This is a genomic window from Cellulomonas sp. P22 (genome assembly GCF_044392165.1).
Genome location: NZ_JBISBW010000005.1, coordinates 48,290 through 62,576, shown reverse-complemented (window position 1 = coordinate 62,576; position 14,287 = coordinate 48,290). Strand labels below are relative to the sequence as shown.

At 73.9% G+C, this 14,287-nt stretch carries 16 protein-coding genes; 13 read left to right on the top strand and 3 right to left on the bottom strand.

Annotation, left to right across the window (positions count from 1 at the left end; all coding sequences use genetic code 11):
• Position 1: 1 nt before the first annotated feature.
• The 5 genes from ACGIF2_RS05530 to ACGIF2_RS05510 all read left to right on the top strand — a co-directional run bounded on the left by ACGIF2_RS05530 (position 2) and on the right by ACGIF2_RS05510 (position 4,459).
• Positions 2 to 994, top strand: coding sequence for an ROK family protein (locus ACGIF2_RS05530; RefSeq protein WP_396044362.1), 993 nt, complete (start codon positions 2 to 4; stop codon positions 992 to 994).
• Entirely contained in the window at positions 994 to 1,788 is a 795-nt protein-coding gene (gene nagB / locus ACGIF2_RS05525; protein WP_396044359.1) for a glucosamine-6-phosphate deaminase, read from the top strand. Before ACGIF2_RS05530 ends, nagB begins: the two co-directional genes overlap by 1 nt.
• Positions 1,789 to 1,838: 50 nt before the next feature.
• A complete protein-coding gene (locus ACGIF2_RS05520; RefSeq protein WP_396044357.1) occupies positions 1,839 to 2,237 on the top strand; it encodes a DUF3039 domain-containing protein in 399 nt (132 codons plus the stop codon).
• Positions 2,238 to 2,251: 14 nt separating this feature from the next.
• On the top strand, positions 2,252 to 4,066 hold the full coding sequence (locus ACGIF2_RS05515; protein ID WP_396044759.1) for a DEAD/DEAH box helicase: 1,815 nt from the start codon (positions 2,252 to 2,254) through the stop codon (positions 4,064 to 4,066).
• A gap of 234 nt (positions 4,067 to 4,300) precedes the next feature.
• Positions 4,301 to 4,459 (top strand): hypothetical protein, encoded by a 159-nt coding sequence (locus ACGIF2_RS05510; protein WP_396044354.1) that lies wholly within the window; start codon positions 4,301 to 4,303, stop codon positions 4,457 to 4,459.
• Positions 4,460 to 4,500: 41 nt separating this feature from the next.
• Here the strand turns inward: ACGIF2_RS05510 and ACGIF2_RS05505 are convergent, their stop codons facing one another.
• Positions 4,501 to 5,853 (bottom strand): nicotinate phosphoribosyltransferase, encoded by a 1,353-nt coding sequence (locus ACGIF2_RS05505; protein ID WP_396044351.1) that lies wholly within the window; start codon positions 5,851 to 5,853, stop codon positions 4,501 to 4,503.
• A 49-nt stretch (positions 5,854 to 5,902) separates the two neighbouring features.
• On the opposite strand from ACGIF2_RS05505, the gene clpS reads away from it, so the two are divergent.
• From clpS to ACGIF2_RS05470, 7 genes are read left to right on the top strand one after another with little or no spacing between them, the layout of a single operon-like run.
• The gene (clpS, locus tag ACGIF2_RS05500; RefSeq protein ID WP_396044348.1) at positions 5,903 to 6,196 is read left to right on the top strand and encodes an ATP-dependent Clp protease adapter ClpS; all 294 of its coding nucleotides are present in this window, start codon (positions 5,903 to 5,905) and stop codon (positions 6,194 to 6,196) included.
• A complete protein-coding gene (locus ACGIF2_RS05495; protein ID WP_396044345.1) occupies positions 6,196 to 6,852 on the top strand; it encodes a DUF2017 family protein in 657 nt (218 codons plus the stop codon). The genes clpS and ACGIF2_RS05495 overlap by 1 nt, the downstream gene beginning before the upstream one ends.
• Before the next feature lie 10 nt (positions 6,853 to 6,862).
• Entirely contained in the window at positions 6,863 to 7,678 is an 816-nt protein-coding gene (gene murI / locus ACGIF2_RS05490; protein WP_396044343.1) for a glutamate racemase, read from the top strand.
• Complete coding sequence (locus ACGIF2_RS05485; RefSeq protein WP_396044341.1) at positions 7,675 to 8,463, top strand: MBL fold metallo-hydrolase; 789 nt, start codon at positions 7,675 to 7,677, stop codon at positions 8,461 to 8,463. The genes murI and ACGIF2_RS05485 overlap by 4 nt, the downstream gene beginning before the upstream one ends.
• 42 nt (positions 8,464 to 8,505) lie before the next feature.
• Positions 8,506 to 9,321, top strand: coding sequence for a ribonuclease PH (gene rph / locus ACGIF2_RS05480; protein ID WP_396044338.1), 816 nt, complete (start codon positions 8,506 to 8,508; stop codon positions 9,319 to 9,321).
• Positions 9,322 to 9,323: 2 nt separating this feature from the next.
• Positions 9,324 to 9,938, top strand: coding sequence for an RdgB/HAM1 family non-canonical purine NTP pyrophosphatase (gene rdgB, locus ACGIF2_RS05475; protein WP_396044757.1), 615 nt, complete (start codon positions 9,324 to 9,326; stop codon positions 9,936 to 9,938).
• Between the two features lie 42 nt (positions 9,939 to 9,980).
• Positions 9,981 to 11,624: an ABC-F family ATP-binding cassette domain-containing protein gene (locus ACGIF2_RS05470; protein ID WP_396044755.1), complete on the top strand. Its 1,644-nt coding sequence runs from the start codon at positions 9,981 to 9,983 to the stop codon at positions 11,622 to 11,624.
• A 5-nt stretch (positions 11,625 to 11,629) separates the two neighbouring features.
• Here the strand turns inward: ACGIF2_RS05470 and ACGIF2_RS05465 are convergent, their stop codons facing one another.
• Together ACGIF2_RS05465 and ACGIF2_RS05460 are read right to left on the bottom strand one after the other, a co-directional pair.
• On the bottom strand, positions 11,630 to 12,730 hold the full coding sequence (locus tag ACGIF2_RS05465) for a sensor histidine kinase (protein ID WP_396044335.1): 1,101 nt from the start codon (positions 12,728 to 12,730) through the stop codon (positions 11,630 to 11,632).
• A gap of 44 nt (positions 12,731 to 12,774) precedes the next feature.
• Entirely contained in the window at positions 12,775 to 13,449 is a 675-nt protein-coding gene (locus tag ACGIF2_RS05460) for a response regulator transcription factor (protein ID WP_396044332.1), read from the bottom strand.
• A gap of 134 nt (positions 13,450 to 13,583) precedes the next feature.
• Here ACGIF2_RS05460 and ACGIF2_RS05455 point away from each other — a divergent pair, with 134 nt between their 5' ends.
• On the top strand, positions 13,584 to 14,267 hold the full coding sequence (locus tag ACGIF2_RS05455) for a M15 family metallopeptidase (protein ID WP_396044330.1): 684 nt from the start codon (positions 13,584 to 13,586) through the stop codon (positions 14,265 to 14,267).
• The last annotated feature ends 20 nt before the right edge of the window (positions 14,268 to 14,287 follow it).

Here is a 14,287-nt window from a genome sequence, read left to right as displayed (position 1 = left end):
CGTGCGCGCTCGACAGGACGAGGACATGCAGGGCGGCGACGAGCAGGGCGGGGACATGCAGGACGTGGCCCGACGAGGGAGCGTGGGTCTGGACATCGGCGGGACGAAGGTGCTGGGGGTGCTGCTCGACGCGTCGGGCGCGGTCCGTCACGAGGTGCGTCTGCCGACCGCGACGGGCGGGCCCGGGGTCGTGGCGACCGCGGCCAGCGCGGTGCGCGAGCTCGCGCACCTGGCCGGGGTGCCCGTCGCACGGCTGGGCGGGGTGGGTGCCGGGGTGCCCGGGGTGGTCGATCCCGTCGAGGGGTGCGTCGAGCATGCCGTCAACCTGGGCATCGAGTCGGCGTTCCCGCTGGCCAGGATGCTGGGGGAGGCACTCGATGGGGTGCAGGTGCACCTCGAGAACGACCTCAACGCGGCCGTCCTGGGGGCGGCGCACGTCTCGCCCGAGCCGGTGCGGGACCTCGCCTTTTTGGCGCTCGGCACCGGGGTCGCGGCGGGGCTGCTGCTCGACGGCACGCTGCGCCGGGGGGCGACCCGGTCGGCGGGGGAGATCGGGCACGTGACGATCGTCCCCGGCGGCCGGGCGTGCTCGTGCGGCCAGCTCGGCTGCCTCGAGCGCTACGCCTCGGGCAGCGCGATCGCGCAGGCGTGGCCCTCTCCGGGAGAGGGACGTCCCGCACCTGTCGAGCTGTTCGCGGCGGCCGCGGCGGGCGACCCCCGGGCCGTGGCTGTGCGCGACGAGGTCGCGTGGGCCGTCGGTGCCGCGGTGCGGGTGCTCGTGCTCACGTGCGACGTCGAGCACGTGGTCATCGGCGGGGGTGTGAGCGCGCTCGGCGCGCCGCTGCTGGACGTCGTCGTCGAGTCGCTCGTCCGGGAGTCGAAGTCGTCGCCGTTCCTGGCGTCGATGCGGATCGAGGACCGGGTGCGGCTCGCCCCGCGCGGGGTGCCCGTCGGCGCGGTCGGTGCTGCACTGGTCGGACGGGGGGAGAGCTGATGGAGGTCGTCATCGCTCCCGCGGACCGGCTCGCGCGGCTCGCGGCGGACGTGGTCGAGCGGCTGGTGCGCGCCGGTGCCACCGAGGGCGGGCACGCCGTGCTCGGTCTCGCGACCGGGTCGACCCCGCTCGCCGTGTACGACGAGCTCGCGCGCCGCCACGTCGAGGACGGGTTGTCGTTCGCGGGCGTCGAGGCGTTCATGCTCGACGAGTACGTCGGCCTGGCGGCCGACCATCCGGAGCGCTACCGCAACGTGATCGAGCGTGAGCTGGTCGCCCGCGTCGATCTCGACCCTGCCGACGTGCACGGGCCCGACGGTCTCGCGCCGGACCTGCCGGCGGCGTGCGCCGCGTACGAGGCGGCGATCCTCGAGGCGGGCGGCGTCGACGTGCAGATCCTCGGCATCGGCACCGACGGTCATGTCGCGTTCAACGAGCCCGGCTCCTCGCTGGCCTCCCGCACCCGCCTCAAGACGCTCACGCACGGGACGCGGGTCGACAACGCCCGGTTCTTCGGCGGCGACCTCGACGCGGTGCCGCTGCACTGCCTGACGCAGGGGCTCGCGACGATCATGCAGGCCCGCCACCTCGTGCTGCTGGCCACGGGCCGGGGCAAGGCCGAGGCTGTGCACCAGCTCGTCGAGGGGCCGGTCAGTGCGCTGTGGCCCGCGACGGTGCTGCAGCTGCACCCGCACGTGAGCGTCCTGGTCGACGACGACGCGGCATGCCGGCTGCAGCTCGCCGGCTTCTACCGTGAGGCGTACGCGGCGAAGCCGACCTGGCAGGGGCTCTAGGGCGTGGACGGCTGACCGACCTGTCGGCGGTCCGCCGTAGACTCGTGGGCATGAGCGAGCCCCTTCTTCCCAGCCCCGAACCGAACGACCCGTTCAGCTCGGACCCGGGTGGCACGGGCACCTCGACGAGCGTGCTCGAGCGCACCGAGGCGACCGAGCAGGTCGAGCCGGGTGACCACGAGCGGTTCGCGCACTACGTGCGCAAGGAGAAGATCCTGGACTCCGCGCTGAGCGGCCAGCCCGTGATCGCTCTGTGCGGCAAGGTGTGGGTGCCGGGCCGCGACCCCCAGAAGTTCCCCGTGTGCCCTGTGTGCAAGGAGATCTACGAGGGCCTGCGCGAGCCGCAGGACGGTGGCTCCGGCGGTGAGGGCGGCGGCTCGGGCGGTGGTCGCCGATGGGGCGGCTTCGGCCGTGGCAAGGGCTCGGGCGACTCCTCCGGCGGGAAGTGAGCGCCCCGCAGCGCCTGCCTGATTCGTCACCAGCGAGCCACGCGTCGTCGTCGGCAGCCTCGCAGCTGCCGCCGGCGTTCCCCGCGCGTGCGCCCTGGGGGACAGCAGGCAAGCTGCGCGCCTGGCAGGCCGAGGCTCTCGAGCTGTACCGGGTCCGCAACCCGCGGGACTTCCTCGCGGTCGCGACACCCGGTGCCGGCAAGACGACCTTCGCCCTGCGGATAGCCACCGAGCTGCTCGAGGCGGGGATCGTGCGTCGCGTCACCGTCGTGGCGCCGACCGAGCACCTCAAGCGGCAGTGGGCCGACGCGGCTGCCCGTGTCGGCATCAAGATCGACCCGAACTTCTCGAACGCGCAGGGGCGTCACGGGCACGGCTTCGACGGTGTCGCCGTCACGTACGCGCAGGTCGCGAGCAAGCCCGCGCTGCACTCCGCCCGGACGTCGGCCGCGCCGACGCTGGTGATCCTCGACGAGATCCACCACGGCGGCGACGCGCTGTCCTGGGGTGACGCGGTGCGCGAGGCGTTCGACGGCGCCAAGCGACGGCTCGCGCTCACGGGCACACCGTTCCGCTCGGACACCGCCGCGATCCCGTTCGTGTCCTACGAGCGGGGCCCCGACGGCATCCGCCGCTCGACCTCGGACTACTCCTACGGCTACGGCGAAGCGCTGCGCGACCACGTCGTGCGGCCCGTGATCTTCCTGTCGTACAGCGGCTCGATGCGCTGGCGCACCAAGGCCGGCGACGAGGTCAGCGCTCGGCTCGGGGAGGCCCTGACCAAGGACCTGACGGCGCAGGCGTGGCGCACGGCGCTCGACCCGAACGGCGAGTGGATCCCGTCCGTGCTCGCCGCCGCGGACCGTCGCCTCACCGAGGTGCGGCGCACGGTGCCCGACGCGGGCGCGATGGTCATCGCCACCGACCAGAACGACGCGCGGGCCTACGCGGGCCACCTGGCGCGGCTGACCGGCACGTCGCCCACCGTCGTGCTCTCCGACGACGACGGCGCGAGCGACCGGATCGACGAGTTCTCGGCCTCCGACTCGCGCTGGCTCGTGGCGGTGCGGATGGTCTCGGAGGGGGTCGACGTGCCGCGTCTCGCGGTCGGCGTGTACGCCACGAGCACAGCGACGCCGCTGTTCTTCGCCCAGGCCGTGGGCCGGTTCGTCCGGGCCCGTCGCCGCGGCGAGACGGCCTCGATCTTCCTGCCGAGCGTGCCGCAGCTCCTGGCGCTCGCGAACACGCTCGAGGCCGAGCGCGACCACGCGCTCGACCGTCCGCTCACGGCCGAGGAGCAGGGCGACGTGTTCTCGCCCGAGGACGCGCTGCTCGGCGAGGCGAACGCGGAGCGCAACGGGCCCGACGCCGTGGGGCCCGACGGCAAGGCGGGCGCGTTCGAGGCGCTCGAGGCGCAGGCGTCGTTCGACCGGGTGCTGTTCGACGGTGGTGAGTTCGGCACCGGGGCAGACCTCGGTTCGGCCGAGGAGCTCGACTTCCTGGGCCTGCCCGGGCTGCTCGACGCCGACCAGGTCACCACGCTGCTCAAGCAGCGTCAGGCCGAGCAGCAGAGCGGTCGCCGGTCGCGGCGCTCGGCGCAGCAGCAGGCCGAGGAGCTCGCGGAGATGGACCACCGCAAGCAGGCCGAGCTGCGCAAGGAGCTGGCTCAGCTCGTGGGGGCGTGGGCGCGGCGCAGCGGGCAGCCGCACGGCTCGGTGCACACCGAGCTGCGGCGCCGCTGCGGCGGGCCGGAGGTCGCGCTGGCCGACCCCGCACAGCTCGCGGCACGCCTCGAGCTGCTGCGTGGCTGGTTCGTCGGCAAGCGCTGAGGCGTGGTCCCGCACCGGACCGGGAGAGAGATCGTCTCAGATGGTGGACAGGGGCTTGCCACGTAAAACCGCAGGTCAGAGCCCTGGACACGTGACCACTTAGCAAAAGTCGCCGGATTCGCAACTCTTGTCCTCGGGATGCCGAACCCGCGCAGCACTGCCAATCTTCTTCTCGTGCCACCGACTCCGGATCCCCCCGGGGGTCGGTTCCGAGCAAGAGAAAGGGTGTGGCTCATGCCTTCCTGGCTCCTCCTCATCATCGTCGGTGCTGTTCTCGTCGTCCTGGGCGTCGCGACCAACATCGGCCAGTTCCTCATCTGGATCGGCGTCGTCGTCCTCGTCGTCAGCCTGATCCTCGGCCTCGTGGGGCGTGGTCGCGGCGCAAGGATCTGACCGGCGCTGCGCCGGGCGGCAGGGCAGGCCCCCTGCCGCGCTCAGCCGCCCAGGCGCAGCGTGACAGTCGGAACCGCGGCCTCGTCCGCGGACAGGCGCCGGGCCCCCCGTGGCAGCTCGTCACGGGAGGTCCGGTGCCTTTCTGCTGCCAGCAGCAACCCTCCTGGTCCCGTCCAGCGGCCGTCGACCTCGCCGCGTGACACGAGCGGCACCTGGAGCCCCCGCAGCGAGTCGTCCTGCGGCACCCACGCCGCGACGTCCTCGTCCGCCCCGGTCACCAGCACCTCCTCGACGGCCCGTCCGTCGGCCCCGCGTCGTCGGGCAGCCGCCTTGCGGCCCCCGGTCCCCGTCTTGGCCTGCGACGTCTTGGCCACGGGCACCAGCGCCCCGTCGCGACCCTCGCGGGCCACCAGCTTGTAGACCATGCCGCACGTCGGCGAGCCCGATCCGGTCACCACCGAGGTCCCCACGCCGTACGAGTCCACGGGCGCCGCGGCCAGGGCCGCGATCGAGTACTCGTCGAGGTCCGAGGTCACAGTGATCTTCGTCGCACGCGCGCCCAACGCGTCGAGCTGGGCACGCACCTCGAGCGCGAGCACCCCCAGGTCGCCCGAGTCGAGCCGCACGGCGCCGAGCCCGGTGCCCGCCGCCTCGACCGCGAGCTCGACGCCGCGCCGCACGTCGTAGGTGTCCACGAGCAGCGTCGTGCCGGCACCCAGCGCCGCGACCTGCGCGCGGAACGCCTCCTCCTCGTCGTCGTGGAGCAGCGTGAACGCGTGCGCGGCCGTACCGATGGTCGGGATGCCGTACCGGCGCCCGGCCTCGAGGTTCGAGCTGCCCACGAACCCGCCGACCACCGCTGCCCGCGCGGCAGCGACCGCGGCGTCCTCGTGCGCGCGACGCGACCCCATCTCGAGGCACGGGCGGTCGACCGCCGCGCTCGTCATGCGGGACGCGGCCGACGCGACCGCCGAGTCGAAGTTGAGCACCGACAGCACCAGCGTCTCGAGCAGCACGGTCTCGGCGAACGTGCCGTCGACCACGAGCACGGGGGAGTACGGGAAGAAGACCTCGCCCTCGGCGTACCCCGTGATCGACCCCGTGAACCGGTAGCCCGCCAGCCACTCGATCGTCGCGTCGTCGACCACGCGCGCCGCGGCGAGCCACTCGAGCTCATCGGCCGTGAACCGGAAGTCCTGGATCGCCTCGAGCAGGCGGCCCGTGCCCGCGAGCACCCCGTAGCGCCGCCCGGCGGGCAGCCGCCGCGTGAAGACCTCGAACACGCAGCGCCGGTCCGCGGTGCCGCGCCGCAGGGCGGCCTCGAGCATCGTCAGCTCGTAGCGGTCGGTCAGCAACGCGGTGCTCGGACGGGCGGGGGTGGTCGGGGCGCTCATGGGCACAACGTAGGACGACGTGCACACGCGGCGCACCTACAGTGGGCGGGTGTCAGTCCAGATCGCGCCCGAGGAGACCACCGCGTCAGAGGCGGGAACCCGGCTCGGGGACGCGTGGGTCACCATCGTGTGGAACGACCCCGTCAACCTCATGAGCTACGTCACCTACGTGTTCCAGAGCTACTTCGGCTACCCCCGGGAGAAGGCCGAGAAGCTCATGCGGCAGGTCCACCAGGAAGGGCGCTCCGCCGTCTCGACCGGCAACCGGGAGCAGATGGAGGTCGACGTCCAGGCCATGCACTCGTTCGGGCTCTGGGCCACGCTGCAGCGGGGAGGCGAGTGATGCGCGCGTTCCGACGCGAGCGGGGGGCCTACGTGGCCGAGCTCGACGCGACCGAGCGCGGGGTGTTCGCCGCGGTCGTGGCCGACGTGGTCGACCTGCTCGGCGGCGGCCGGCTCGAGGAGCGCTCGGGCGACGAGCCCAGCCCCACGCCCGAGACGACCGCGCTCGGTGTGACGATGCGCACGCAGGAGATCGAGCCGCCCGACGACGACGCGGTGCGGCGGCTGCTGCCCGACGCGTCGGTCGACGACGAGGAGGTCGCGGCCGAGTTCCGCCGGCTCACCGAGGACGACCTGCGACGCGTCAAGGTCGACCGGCTCGTGTGGCTGTGGGACGCCCTGGTGCGCGGACCCGGCGACGGCTGGCTGGCCGACGCCCTCGTGGTCCCGGGCGACCAGGGCGCGGGGGTGGCCGCGACGTTCACCGACCTGCGGCTCGTGCTCGCCGACCGGCTCGGGCTGCACGACGACGAGGACGCGGAGTCGCTGTACGTCGAGCTCGAGGAGGACTCCGGCGAGGACGACGACCCGCAGGTCGAGGTGCGCCGCTACCTCGGCACCGTCTACGTGACGTTGAGCTGGCTCCAGGAGTCGCTCATGGCGGCGTTGCTCGACGACCTCGGCCGGGCCGGGAGGACGGGGCGGGCGGATGACTAGGCTCCCCCCTGTGAACGACGCGCCCATCGGGATCTTCGACTCCGGCGTCGGTGGCCTGACGGTCGCCCGCGCGATCCTCGACCAGCTCCCGCAGGAGTCGACCCTCTACATCGGCGACACCCTCAACACCCCCTACGGCCCCAAGCCGCTCGCGGCGGTGCGCGCGCACGCGCTCGAGGTCATGGACGACCTGGTCGACGCGGGCGTGAAGATGCTGGTCATCGCGTGCAACACGGCCTCGTCGGCGATGCTGCGCGACGCGCGTGAGCGCTACACCCAGCGCCGCGGGCTGCCCGTGGTCGAGGTCATCCTGCCCGCGGCCCGCCGCGCCGTCCTGGCGACCCGCACCGGGCGCATCGGGGTGATCGCCACCAAGGCCACGGTCGAGTCGAAGGCCTACGACGACGCGTTCGCGGTGGCACCCGGGGTCCAGATAGTGACCCAGGCGTGCCCGCGTTTCGTCGAGTTCGTCGAGGCCGGCATCACGTCCGGCCCCGAGATCCTCGCGGTGGCCCACGAGTACCTCGAGCCCGTGCGGGCGGCGGGCGTCGACACGCTCGTGCTCGGCTGCACCCACTACCCGCTGCTGACGGGCGTCATCTCGTACGTGATGGGCGACGAGGTGACGCTCGTCTCGAGCGCCGAGGAGACCGCGAAGGACGTGTACCGCACGCTCGTGGCGCACGACCTCGAACGGCCGCTGAGCGCCGGACCTCCCGAGCACCGGTTCCTCGCGACGGGGGACCCCGACTCGTTCCACGTCCTCGCCCGGCGATTCCTCGGCCCGGAGGTCGGTGCCGTCGAGCCGCGAGGAGCGCTGCGGTGAGGCTCGTCGTGGTCGGCTGCGCGGGGTCGTTCCCGAGCGCCGAGTCGGCCGCCTCGGCGTACCTGGTGCAGGCCGAGGACGCCGACGGCCGCACCTGGACCGTGCTGCTCGACCTCGGCAGCGGCGCCCTGGGGCCGCTCCAGGCGCTCACCGACCCGGCCGCTCTCGACCTCATCGGCATCTCGCACCTGCACGCGGACCACGTGGCCGACCTCGTGGTGCTCAACGTGCTGCGCCGCTACCGTCCCGACGGCCCGTGCGACCCCGTGCGGCTCTTCGGGCCCGAGGGAACCGCGGAACGGCTCGCGCAGATGGCCGGCAAGGACCCGGCCACCGAGGTCTCGGGCCAGTTCCTCATGCACCCGTGGGTCGAGGGCGAGCCCGTGACGGTGGGGCCGCTCACGATCGTCCCGGTCGCGGTCGAGCACCCTCTGCCGAGCTTTGGGGTGCGGGTCACCGGACCGTCCGAGGAGGACCCGTCGCGCAGCGTGACCCTCGCCTACACGGGCGACACCGACACGTGCGCCGGGCTGACCACGCTCGCGGAGGGCGTGGACCTGCTGCTCGCCGAGGCGGCGTACGTCGAGGGTCGGGACGACGCGCTGCGCGGCGTGCACCTCACGGGTCGGCGGGCCGCCGAGGCCGCCGCTGAAGGCCAGGTCGGGCGCCTGGTGCTCACGCACCTGGCCGCCTGGAACGACCCCGAGGTGACGCTCGCCGAGGCGCGTGCCGTGTTCGACGGGCCGCTCGAGCTCGCCCGGCCCGCGGCGGTCTACCCGCTCTGACGCGGGCGGGGCCACCAGGCGCACCCGGTTAGGCTCGTCGCCATGACCTCTGCGACCCCCGCCTCGACCTCCACGGGCCCCTCCGACGCCGACATCGTGCGTGCGGACGGCCGCCGCGCCGACCAGCTGCGCCCCGTGACCCTCACGCGTCGGTTCCTCGACAGCGGCGAGGGCAGCGTGCTCGTCGAGTTCGGCGGCACCAAGGTGCTGTGCGTCGCGTCGTTCACCGAGGGCGTGCCGCGCTGGCGCAAGGGATCGGGCCAGGGCTGGGTCACGGCCGAGTACGCGATGCTGCCGCGCGCCACGAGCACCCGCTCGGACCGCGAGTCGGTGCGCGGCAAGGTCGGCGGCCGCACGCACGAGATCTCCCGTCTGATCGGCCGGTCGCTGCGCGCGATCATCGACGTCTCGGCCCTCGGCGAGAACACGATCGTGCTCGACTGCGACGTGCTGCAGGCCGACGGCGGCACCCGCACCGCGTCGATCACCGGCGCGTACGTCGCGCTCGCCGACGCCGTGGCCTGGGGAGTGGAGCGCGGTGCCATCAGCCGCACCAAGACCGTGCTGCGTGACTCCGTGTCCGCGGTGAGCGTGGGGATCATCGACGGCGTCCCGATGCTCGACCTTCCGTACGTGGAGGACGTCCGGGCCGAGACGGACATGAACGTCGTGGTGACCGGCTCCGGCAAGTTCGTCGAGGTGCAGGGCACCGCCGAGCAGGCGCCGTTCGACCGCGCCGAGCTCGACGCGCTGCTCGACCTGGCCCTCGCGGGCACCTCCGAGCTGAGCCGGATCCAGGCCGCAGCGCTCGCCGCCGTCACCCCGGGTGCCGCGCAGCCGCTCGGGACCGGCGCGTGAGCGTGGCACCGCGTCTGGTCCTCGCGACGCACAACGCGCACAAGATCGTCGAGCTGCGCGCGATCCTGGCTCCCGCGCTGCCGGGCCTCCACCCCGAGGCCGTGGTCGGCGCGCGCGACGTCGGTGCGCCCGAGCCCGTCGAGGACGGGGTCACGTTCGCCGAGAACGCGCTGCTCAAGGCCCGTGCGCTCGCGGCCTTCACGGGGCTGCCCGCGGTGGCCGACGACTCGGGGCTCGCGGTCGACGTGCTCGGCGGCGCCCCCGGCATCTTCTCGGCCCGGTGGGCCGGACGGCACGGCGACGACCAGGCCAACCTCGACCTGCTGCTGGCCCAGCTGGCGGACATCGCCCCCGAGCACCGCGGGGCGCGCTTCACGTGCGCCGCGGCCCTCGTGACCCCCGACGGCCTCGAGCACGTCGAGGTCGGTCATCTCGTGGGCACCCTCGCGGCGGCCCCGCGCGGCGCGAACGGGTTCGGCTACGACCCCGTGCTCGTGCCCTCGGGGTACACGCGCACGTGCGCCGAGCTCACGCCCACGGAGAAGAACGCGATCAGCCACCGGGGCCAGGCCTTCCGTGCGCTCGTCCCCGCGGTCGTCGGAGTCCTCGGCCGGTGACGTGTGGTGGGTGAGGACCGCGCGGACGCCGCCACGGGCCCCGTGCACCTGGTGGCCGACGCGGTGTCGTTCGGGTACCCGGGTCGCCCGGTGCTCGACAAGGTCGACCTGCTGGCCTCGGCCGGGCAGCGGATCGGCGTGGTGGGGGAGAACGGCGCGGGCAAGACGACGCTGCTGCGCGTGCTCTCCGGCGAGCTCGCCCCGAGCCACGGCGAGGTGCGCCGGGTGGGCACGCTCGCCGTGGTCGGCCAGGAGCTCGACACCCCGCCCGGGGCGACCGTCGGCACGCTCGTCGCCGAGTCGCTCACGCATGCCCGTGCGGCCGCCGCCCGCCTCGAGGCCGAGATCGACGGCTTCGACCACGAGCACGGCGACCTCACGGCTCTCGCCCGCGCGATCGCACGGGTCGAGCAGCTCGCCGCGTGGGACGCCGACCGGCGCGTCGACGAGGCCCTGACCCGCTTCGGTGCGCCCCGCGACGTGCACCGCCCGCTCGACCGGCTCAGCGTCGGCGAGCGCTACCGCGTGCGCCTCGCGTGCCGGATCGCGGAGCGGGCCGACGTGCTGCTGCTCGACGAGCCCACCAACCATCTCGACGCGGCCGGCATCGACCACCTCACGCACGAGCTCGCGAGCTGGCCCGGTGTCGTCGTGATCGTCACGCACGACCGTCGCCTGCTGGACGACGTGATGACGGGCATCCTCGACCTCGACCCGTCGATGGACGGGCGCCCCGTGCTGTACGGCGAGACGTCGTACGCGGCGTACCGCTTCGCCAAGGACCAGGCGCTGCGGCGCTGGCGGGCGCGCTACCGGGCCGAGCGCAAGCGCGCCGAGCAGCTCGCCGCGCGGCTCGACCAGTCCTACGAGGGGCTCTCCGACGAGTGGCGCCCGCTCAAGGGCTCGCAGAAGAACCGCCGGGCCACGCGCGCCCGGATCCATGTCAAGGCCGCCGACCGGCTCGTGCAGCGCCTCGAGGCGCAGGCGGTGGACGTGCCGGTGCCGCCCCTCGAGCTCACGTTCCCCGACCTGCCGTCGCTGCCGCGCGACCACGACGGGTCGCCGCTGCTCGAGGTCCGGGCCCCGCTCGTGCCGGGTGACGGGCCCCGGCCCCGCCTCGACCTGCCGGGCACCCGCATCGAGCTGCCGCCGTGCGGGCGCCTGCTCGTCACAGGACCCAACGGATCAGGCAAGTCGACGTTCCTCGCCGCCTTGGCGGGCACGATCGGGCTCGCGCGCGGCTCCCGGTCGATCGCCGTCGGCACCCGGCTGGGCGTGCTGGGCCAGGAGGGTGGTGCGCTCGCGAGCACCGGTGCCCCGGGTGCGGGTGCCGGCACGGGCTTCGACGTGTACGCGCGCTGCGCGCTCGACCTGCTCGCGTCGGGCCGGCTCGACCCCGACCAGCTCGTGCCCGTCGCCGCGCTCGGCCTGCTGAGCGAGGAGGACCTCGACCGCCCGGTCGCCGACCTCTCGGTGGGTCAGCGCCGCCGGCTCGACCTCGCGTGCGCGCTGCTCGCGGCGCCGCACGTGCTGATCCTCGACGAGCCCACCAACCACCTGTCGATCGGGCTCGTGGACGAGCTCACGGCTGCGCTGCGTGAGACGTCGGCCGCGGTCGTGGTCGCCACGCACGACCGCCGCATGCGTGCCGACCTGGCCCACTGGCCGGAGCTCGCGCTCGGCTGAGCGGGTCACGTGCCCGAGGCGTGCGACCTGGTGGACGCTGCGACGCGGGGGAGTTCGACGCGGACGAGCGCGCCACCGCCGGGCCGCGCGGTCAGGTCCAGCCTGCCGCCGTGGACCTCCACGACCCGGGAGACGATCGCGAGCCCCAGCCCGTTGCTGCTGCGGTCGGGCGCGGCGTCGGTGCGCCCGTGCGCGAGGGGACCGACCTGGCGTGCGAACGGTTCGAGGGCGATCCTCAGGGCGTCGTCGGTGAGCGGTCGGCCGCTGTTCTCGACGGTCAGGACAACGGCCTCGCGGTCCTCGAGCCGGATCGACACCCACCCGCCGTGCGGCAGGTTGTGCCGGATCGCGTTGCGCAGGAGGTTGTCGACCACGCGGGCCAGGAGCACCTCGTCGCCGGGAACGACCGCCGGAGCTGTCTCGACCGCGACCCGCACCCCTCGCTCGGTCGCCTCGCGGGCGACGTCGTCGACGACGTCCTCGACGACGACGTCCAGGTCGACCGGCACGTGGGCGACCGGTGCACGATCGAGGGCTGCGAGCTGCAGGAGCGCCGCGACGAGGTCGGTGGCACGACGGTTGGTCCCGTCCAGGCGCGCGAGCAGCCGGGGAAGGTCCACCGCCTCGGGGTCCTCGCGGGCGACGTCGAGCATGGCCTGCGTCACCGCGAGAGGAGTCCGCAGCTCGTGCGACGCGTTGGCGGCGAATCGCTGCTGGGCGGCGAACGAGCGCTCCAGGCGTTCGAGCATCGTGTCGAACGTGCCGGCCAGGTCCGTGAACTCGTCGCCCCGTCCCCGTCGCGGGTGGGCCGAGATGCGGTGGGACAGGTCGCCCGCGGCGGCGGCCTGTGCCGCCGAGTTGAGATCCGTCAGGGGGCGCAGCACCCGCCCGGCCAGGATCCAGCCGCCGCACGCCCCGACCGCCGTCAGGACGACCAGGGCGATGCCGCAGGCTCGCACCACGGCGTCGAGGATCTCCCCGCGCGACGCGATGGGGAGCCCCGCGTCGGACGGGTTCGCGGCGGTCAGGGGGTAGTTCGGCACGTACCGCATGACGACGTACACGATCAACGACATGGCGAGGCCGGCAGCGGCGACGCACGCCACATAGCTGAGGGTCAGACGGAGCCGCGCCGTCTGACGCAAGACCCTCACGAGGCGTCGACGCCCGGTGCACCCACGCGGTACCCCACCCCCGGCACGGTGTGGACGACCCATGGGTCGCCCAGCCGCTTGCGGAGCGTGGAGACCGTGACGCGCACCGCGTTGGTGAAGGGGTCGGCGTTCTCGTCCCACGCCCGCTCCAGCAGGTCCTCGGCGCTCACCACACCACCGTCGGCCGCGAGGAGGACCTCCAGGACGGCGAACTGCTTGCGGCTCAGGCGGACGTGCGCGCCGTCCCGGAAGACCTCCCGGCGGAACGGGTCGAGCCGCACCCCGGCGAGCTCGAGCACGGGCGGCTGCGGCGCGGGGCGACGCCCGAGGGCCCGTACCCGCAGGACGAGCTCGGGCAGCAGGAAGGGCTTCGTCAGGTAGTCGTCGGCGCCGATCCCGAAGCCGCGGGTCTTGTCGTCGAGCGTCCCGGCCGCGGTCAGCATGACGACCCGGCTCGCACTGCCGCTCGCGACGATCGACCGGCACACCTCGTCGCCGTGCACGCCGGGCAGGTCACGGTCGAGCACCACGACGTCGTACGCGGTGTGGCTGAGGTGCTCGAGCGCCTGCGCGCCGTCGTGGGCGACGTCGGCAGCGATCGCCTCGCGCCGCAACGCGGTCTGCACGGCCTCGGCCAGGTACGGCTCGTCCTCGACGACCAGCACACGCATCGATCCTCCACCTGCTCGAAGGCGTTGGGACCGTCCGACGGATGCCCGTCGTCAGTCTAGGAAGGTGGGGGTATCGGGAACGTCTGCGAAAACGAAGACGTCCGGGCAACAGCCCTGCGGGTGCAGTGGTGCTCATGACGACGCAGGCACCACCTCCCACGTCCTTCCCCGGACCGCGCTCGACGGATCCGGCCAGACCGCCGCGGCGGAGCGCGAGGAGACGCCGGGCAGCGGTCCTCGTCGGGGTCGCGATCCTGGCAGCGCTCGTGCGGGTGGCCGTGCCCGGCACCGACCTGGGCCCGCGCGCGCTGGTCGCGGGCATGTTCGGCGCCCCGGGCTCGACGGCGGACGCGGCTGCCGGCGCACCGGGCGACCTCGCGACCGGCGGGGAGGACCCCCGCGAGCAGGACGACCAGATCGACCCGTTCGACGACGACCACCCGGCGATCGCCGGGCTCGAGGACGACCTGCGTGCAGCGCTCCAGGCCGCCGCGCGGGACGCGCAGGCCGCGGGCGTCGACTTCTGGGTCACGTCCGGGTGGCGCAGCGCCGCCTACCAGCAGCTCCTGCTCGACCGCGCGGTCGAACGGCACGGCTCCCTCGCCGAGGCCCGCAGGTTCGCGAAGACGCCCGAGACCTCCGAGCACGTCTCGGGGCGGGCCGTGGACATCGGACCGACCGACGGGGCCGACTGGACGATCCGCAAAGGCGCGCGCTACGGCCTGTGCCAGACGTACGCCAACGAGATGTGGCACTTCGAGCTGGCGACGTCACCCGGTGGCGTGTGCCCGCAGCCGCTGCCGGACGCGGCAGGCTGACGGCGCGCGGCCCGTCGCCG

Bases quoted from the DNA above. Each gene is read 5' to 3' on its own strand.
- nagB (WP_396044359.1), top strand. From the start codon at position 994: ATGGAGGTCGTCATCGCTCCCGCGGACCGGCTCGCGCGGCTCGCGGCG.
- ACGIF2_RS05520 (WP_396044357.1), top strand. From the start codon at position 1,839: ATGAGCGAGCCCCTTCTTCCCAGCCCCGAACCGAACGACCCGTTCAGC.
- ACGIF2_RS05510 (WP_396044354.1), top strand. From the start codon at position 4,301: ATGCCTTCCTGGCTCCTCCTCATCATCGTCGGTGCTGTTCTCGTCGTC.
- ACGIF2_RS05505 (WP_396044351.1), bottom strand. From the start codon at position 5,853: ATGAGCGCCCCGACCACCCCCGCCCGTCCGAGCACCGCGTTGCTGACC.
- ACGIF2_RS05495 (WP_396044345.1), top strand. From the start codon at position 6,196: ATGCGCGCGTTCCGACGCGAGCGGGGGGCCTACGTGGCCGAGCTCGAC.
- rph (WP_396044338.1), top strand. From the start codon at position 8,506: ATGACCTCTGCGACCCCCGCCTCGACCTCCACGGGCCCCTCCGACGCC.
- ACGIF2_RS05460 (WP_396044332.1), bottom strand. From the start codon at position 13,449: ATGCGTGTGCTGGTCGTCGAGGACGAGCCGTACCTGGCCGAGGCCGTG.
- ACGIF2_RS05455 (WP_396044330.1), top strand. From the start codon at position 13,584: ATGACGACGCAGGCACCACCTCCCACGTCCTTCCCCGGACCGCGCTCG.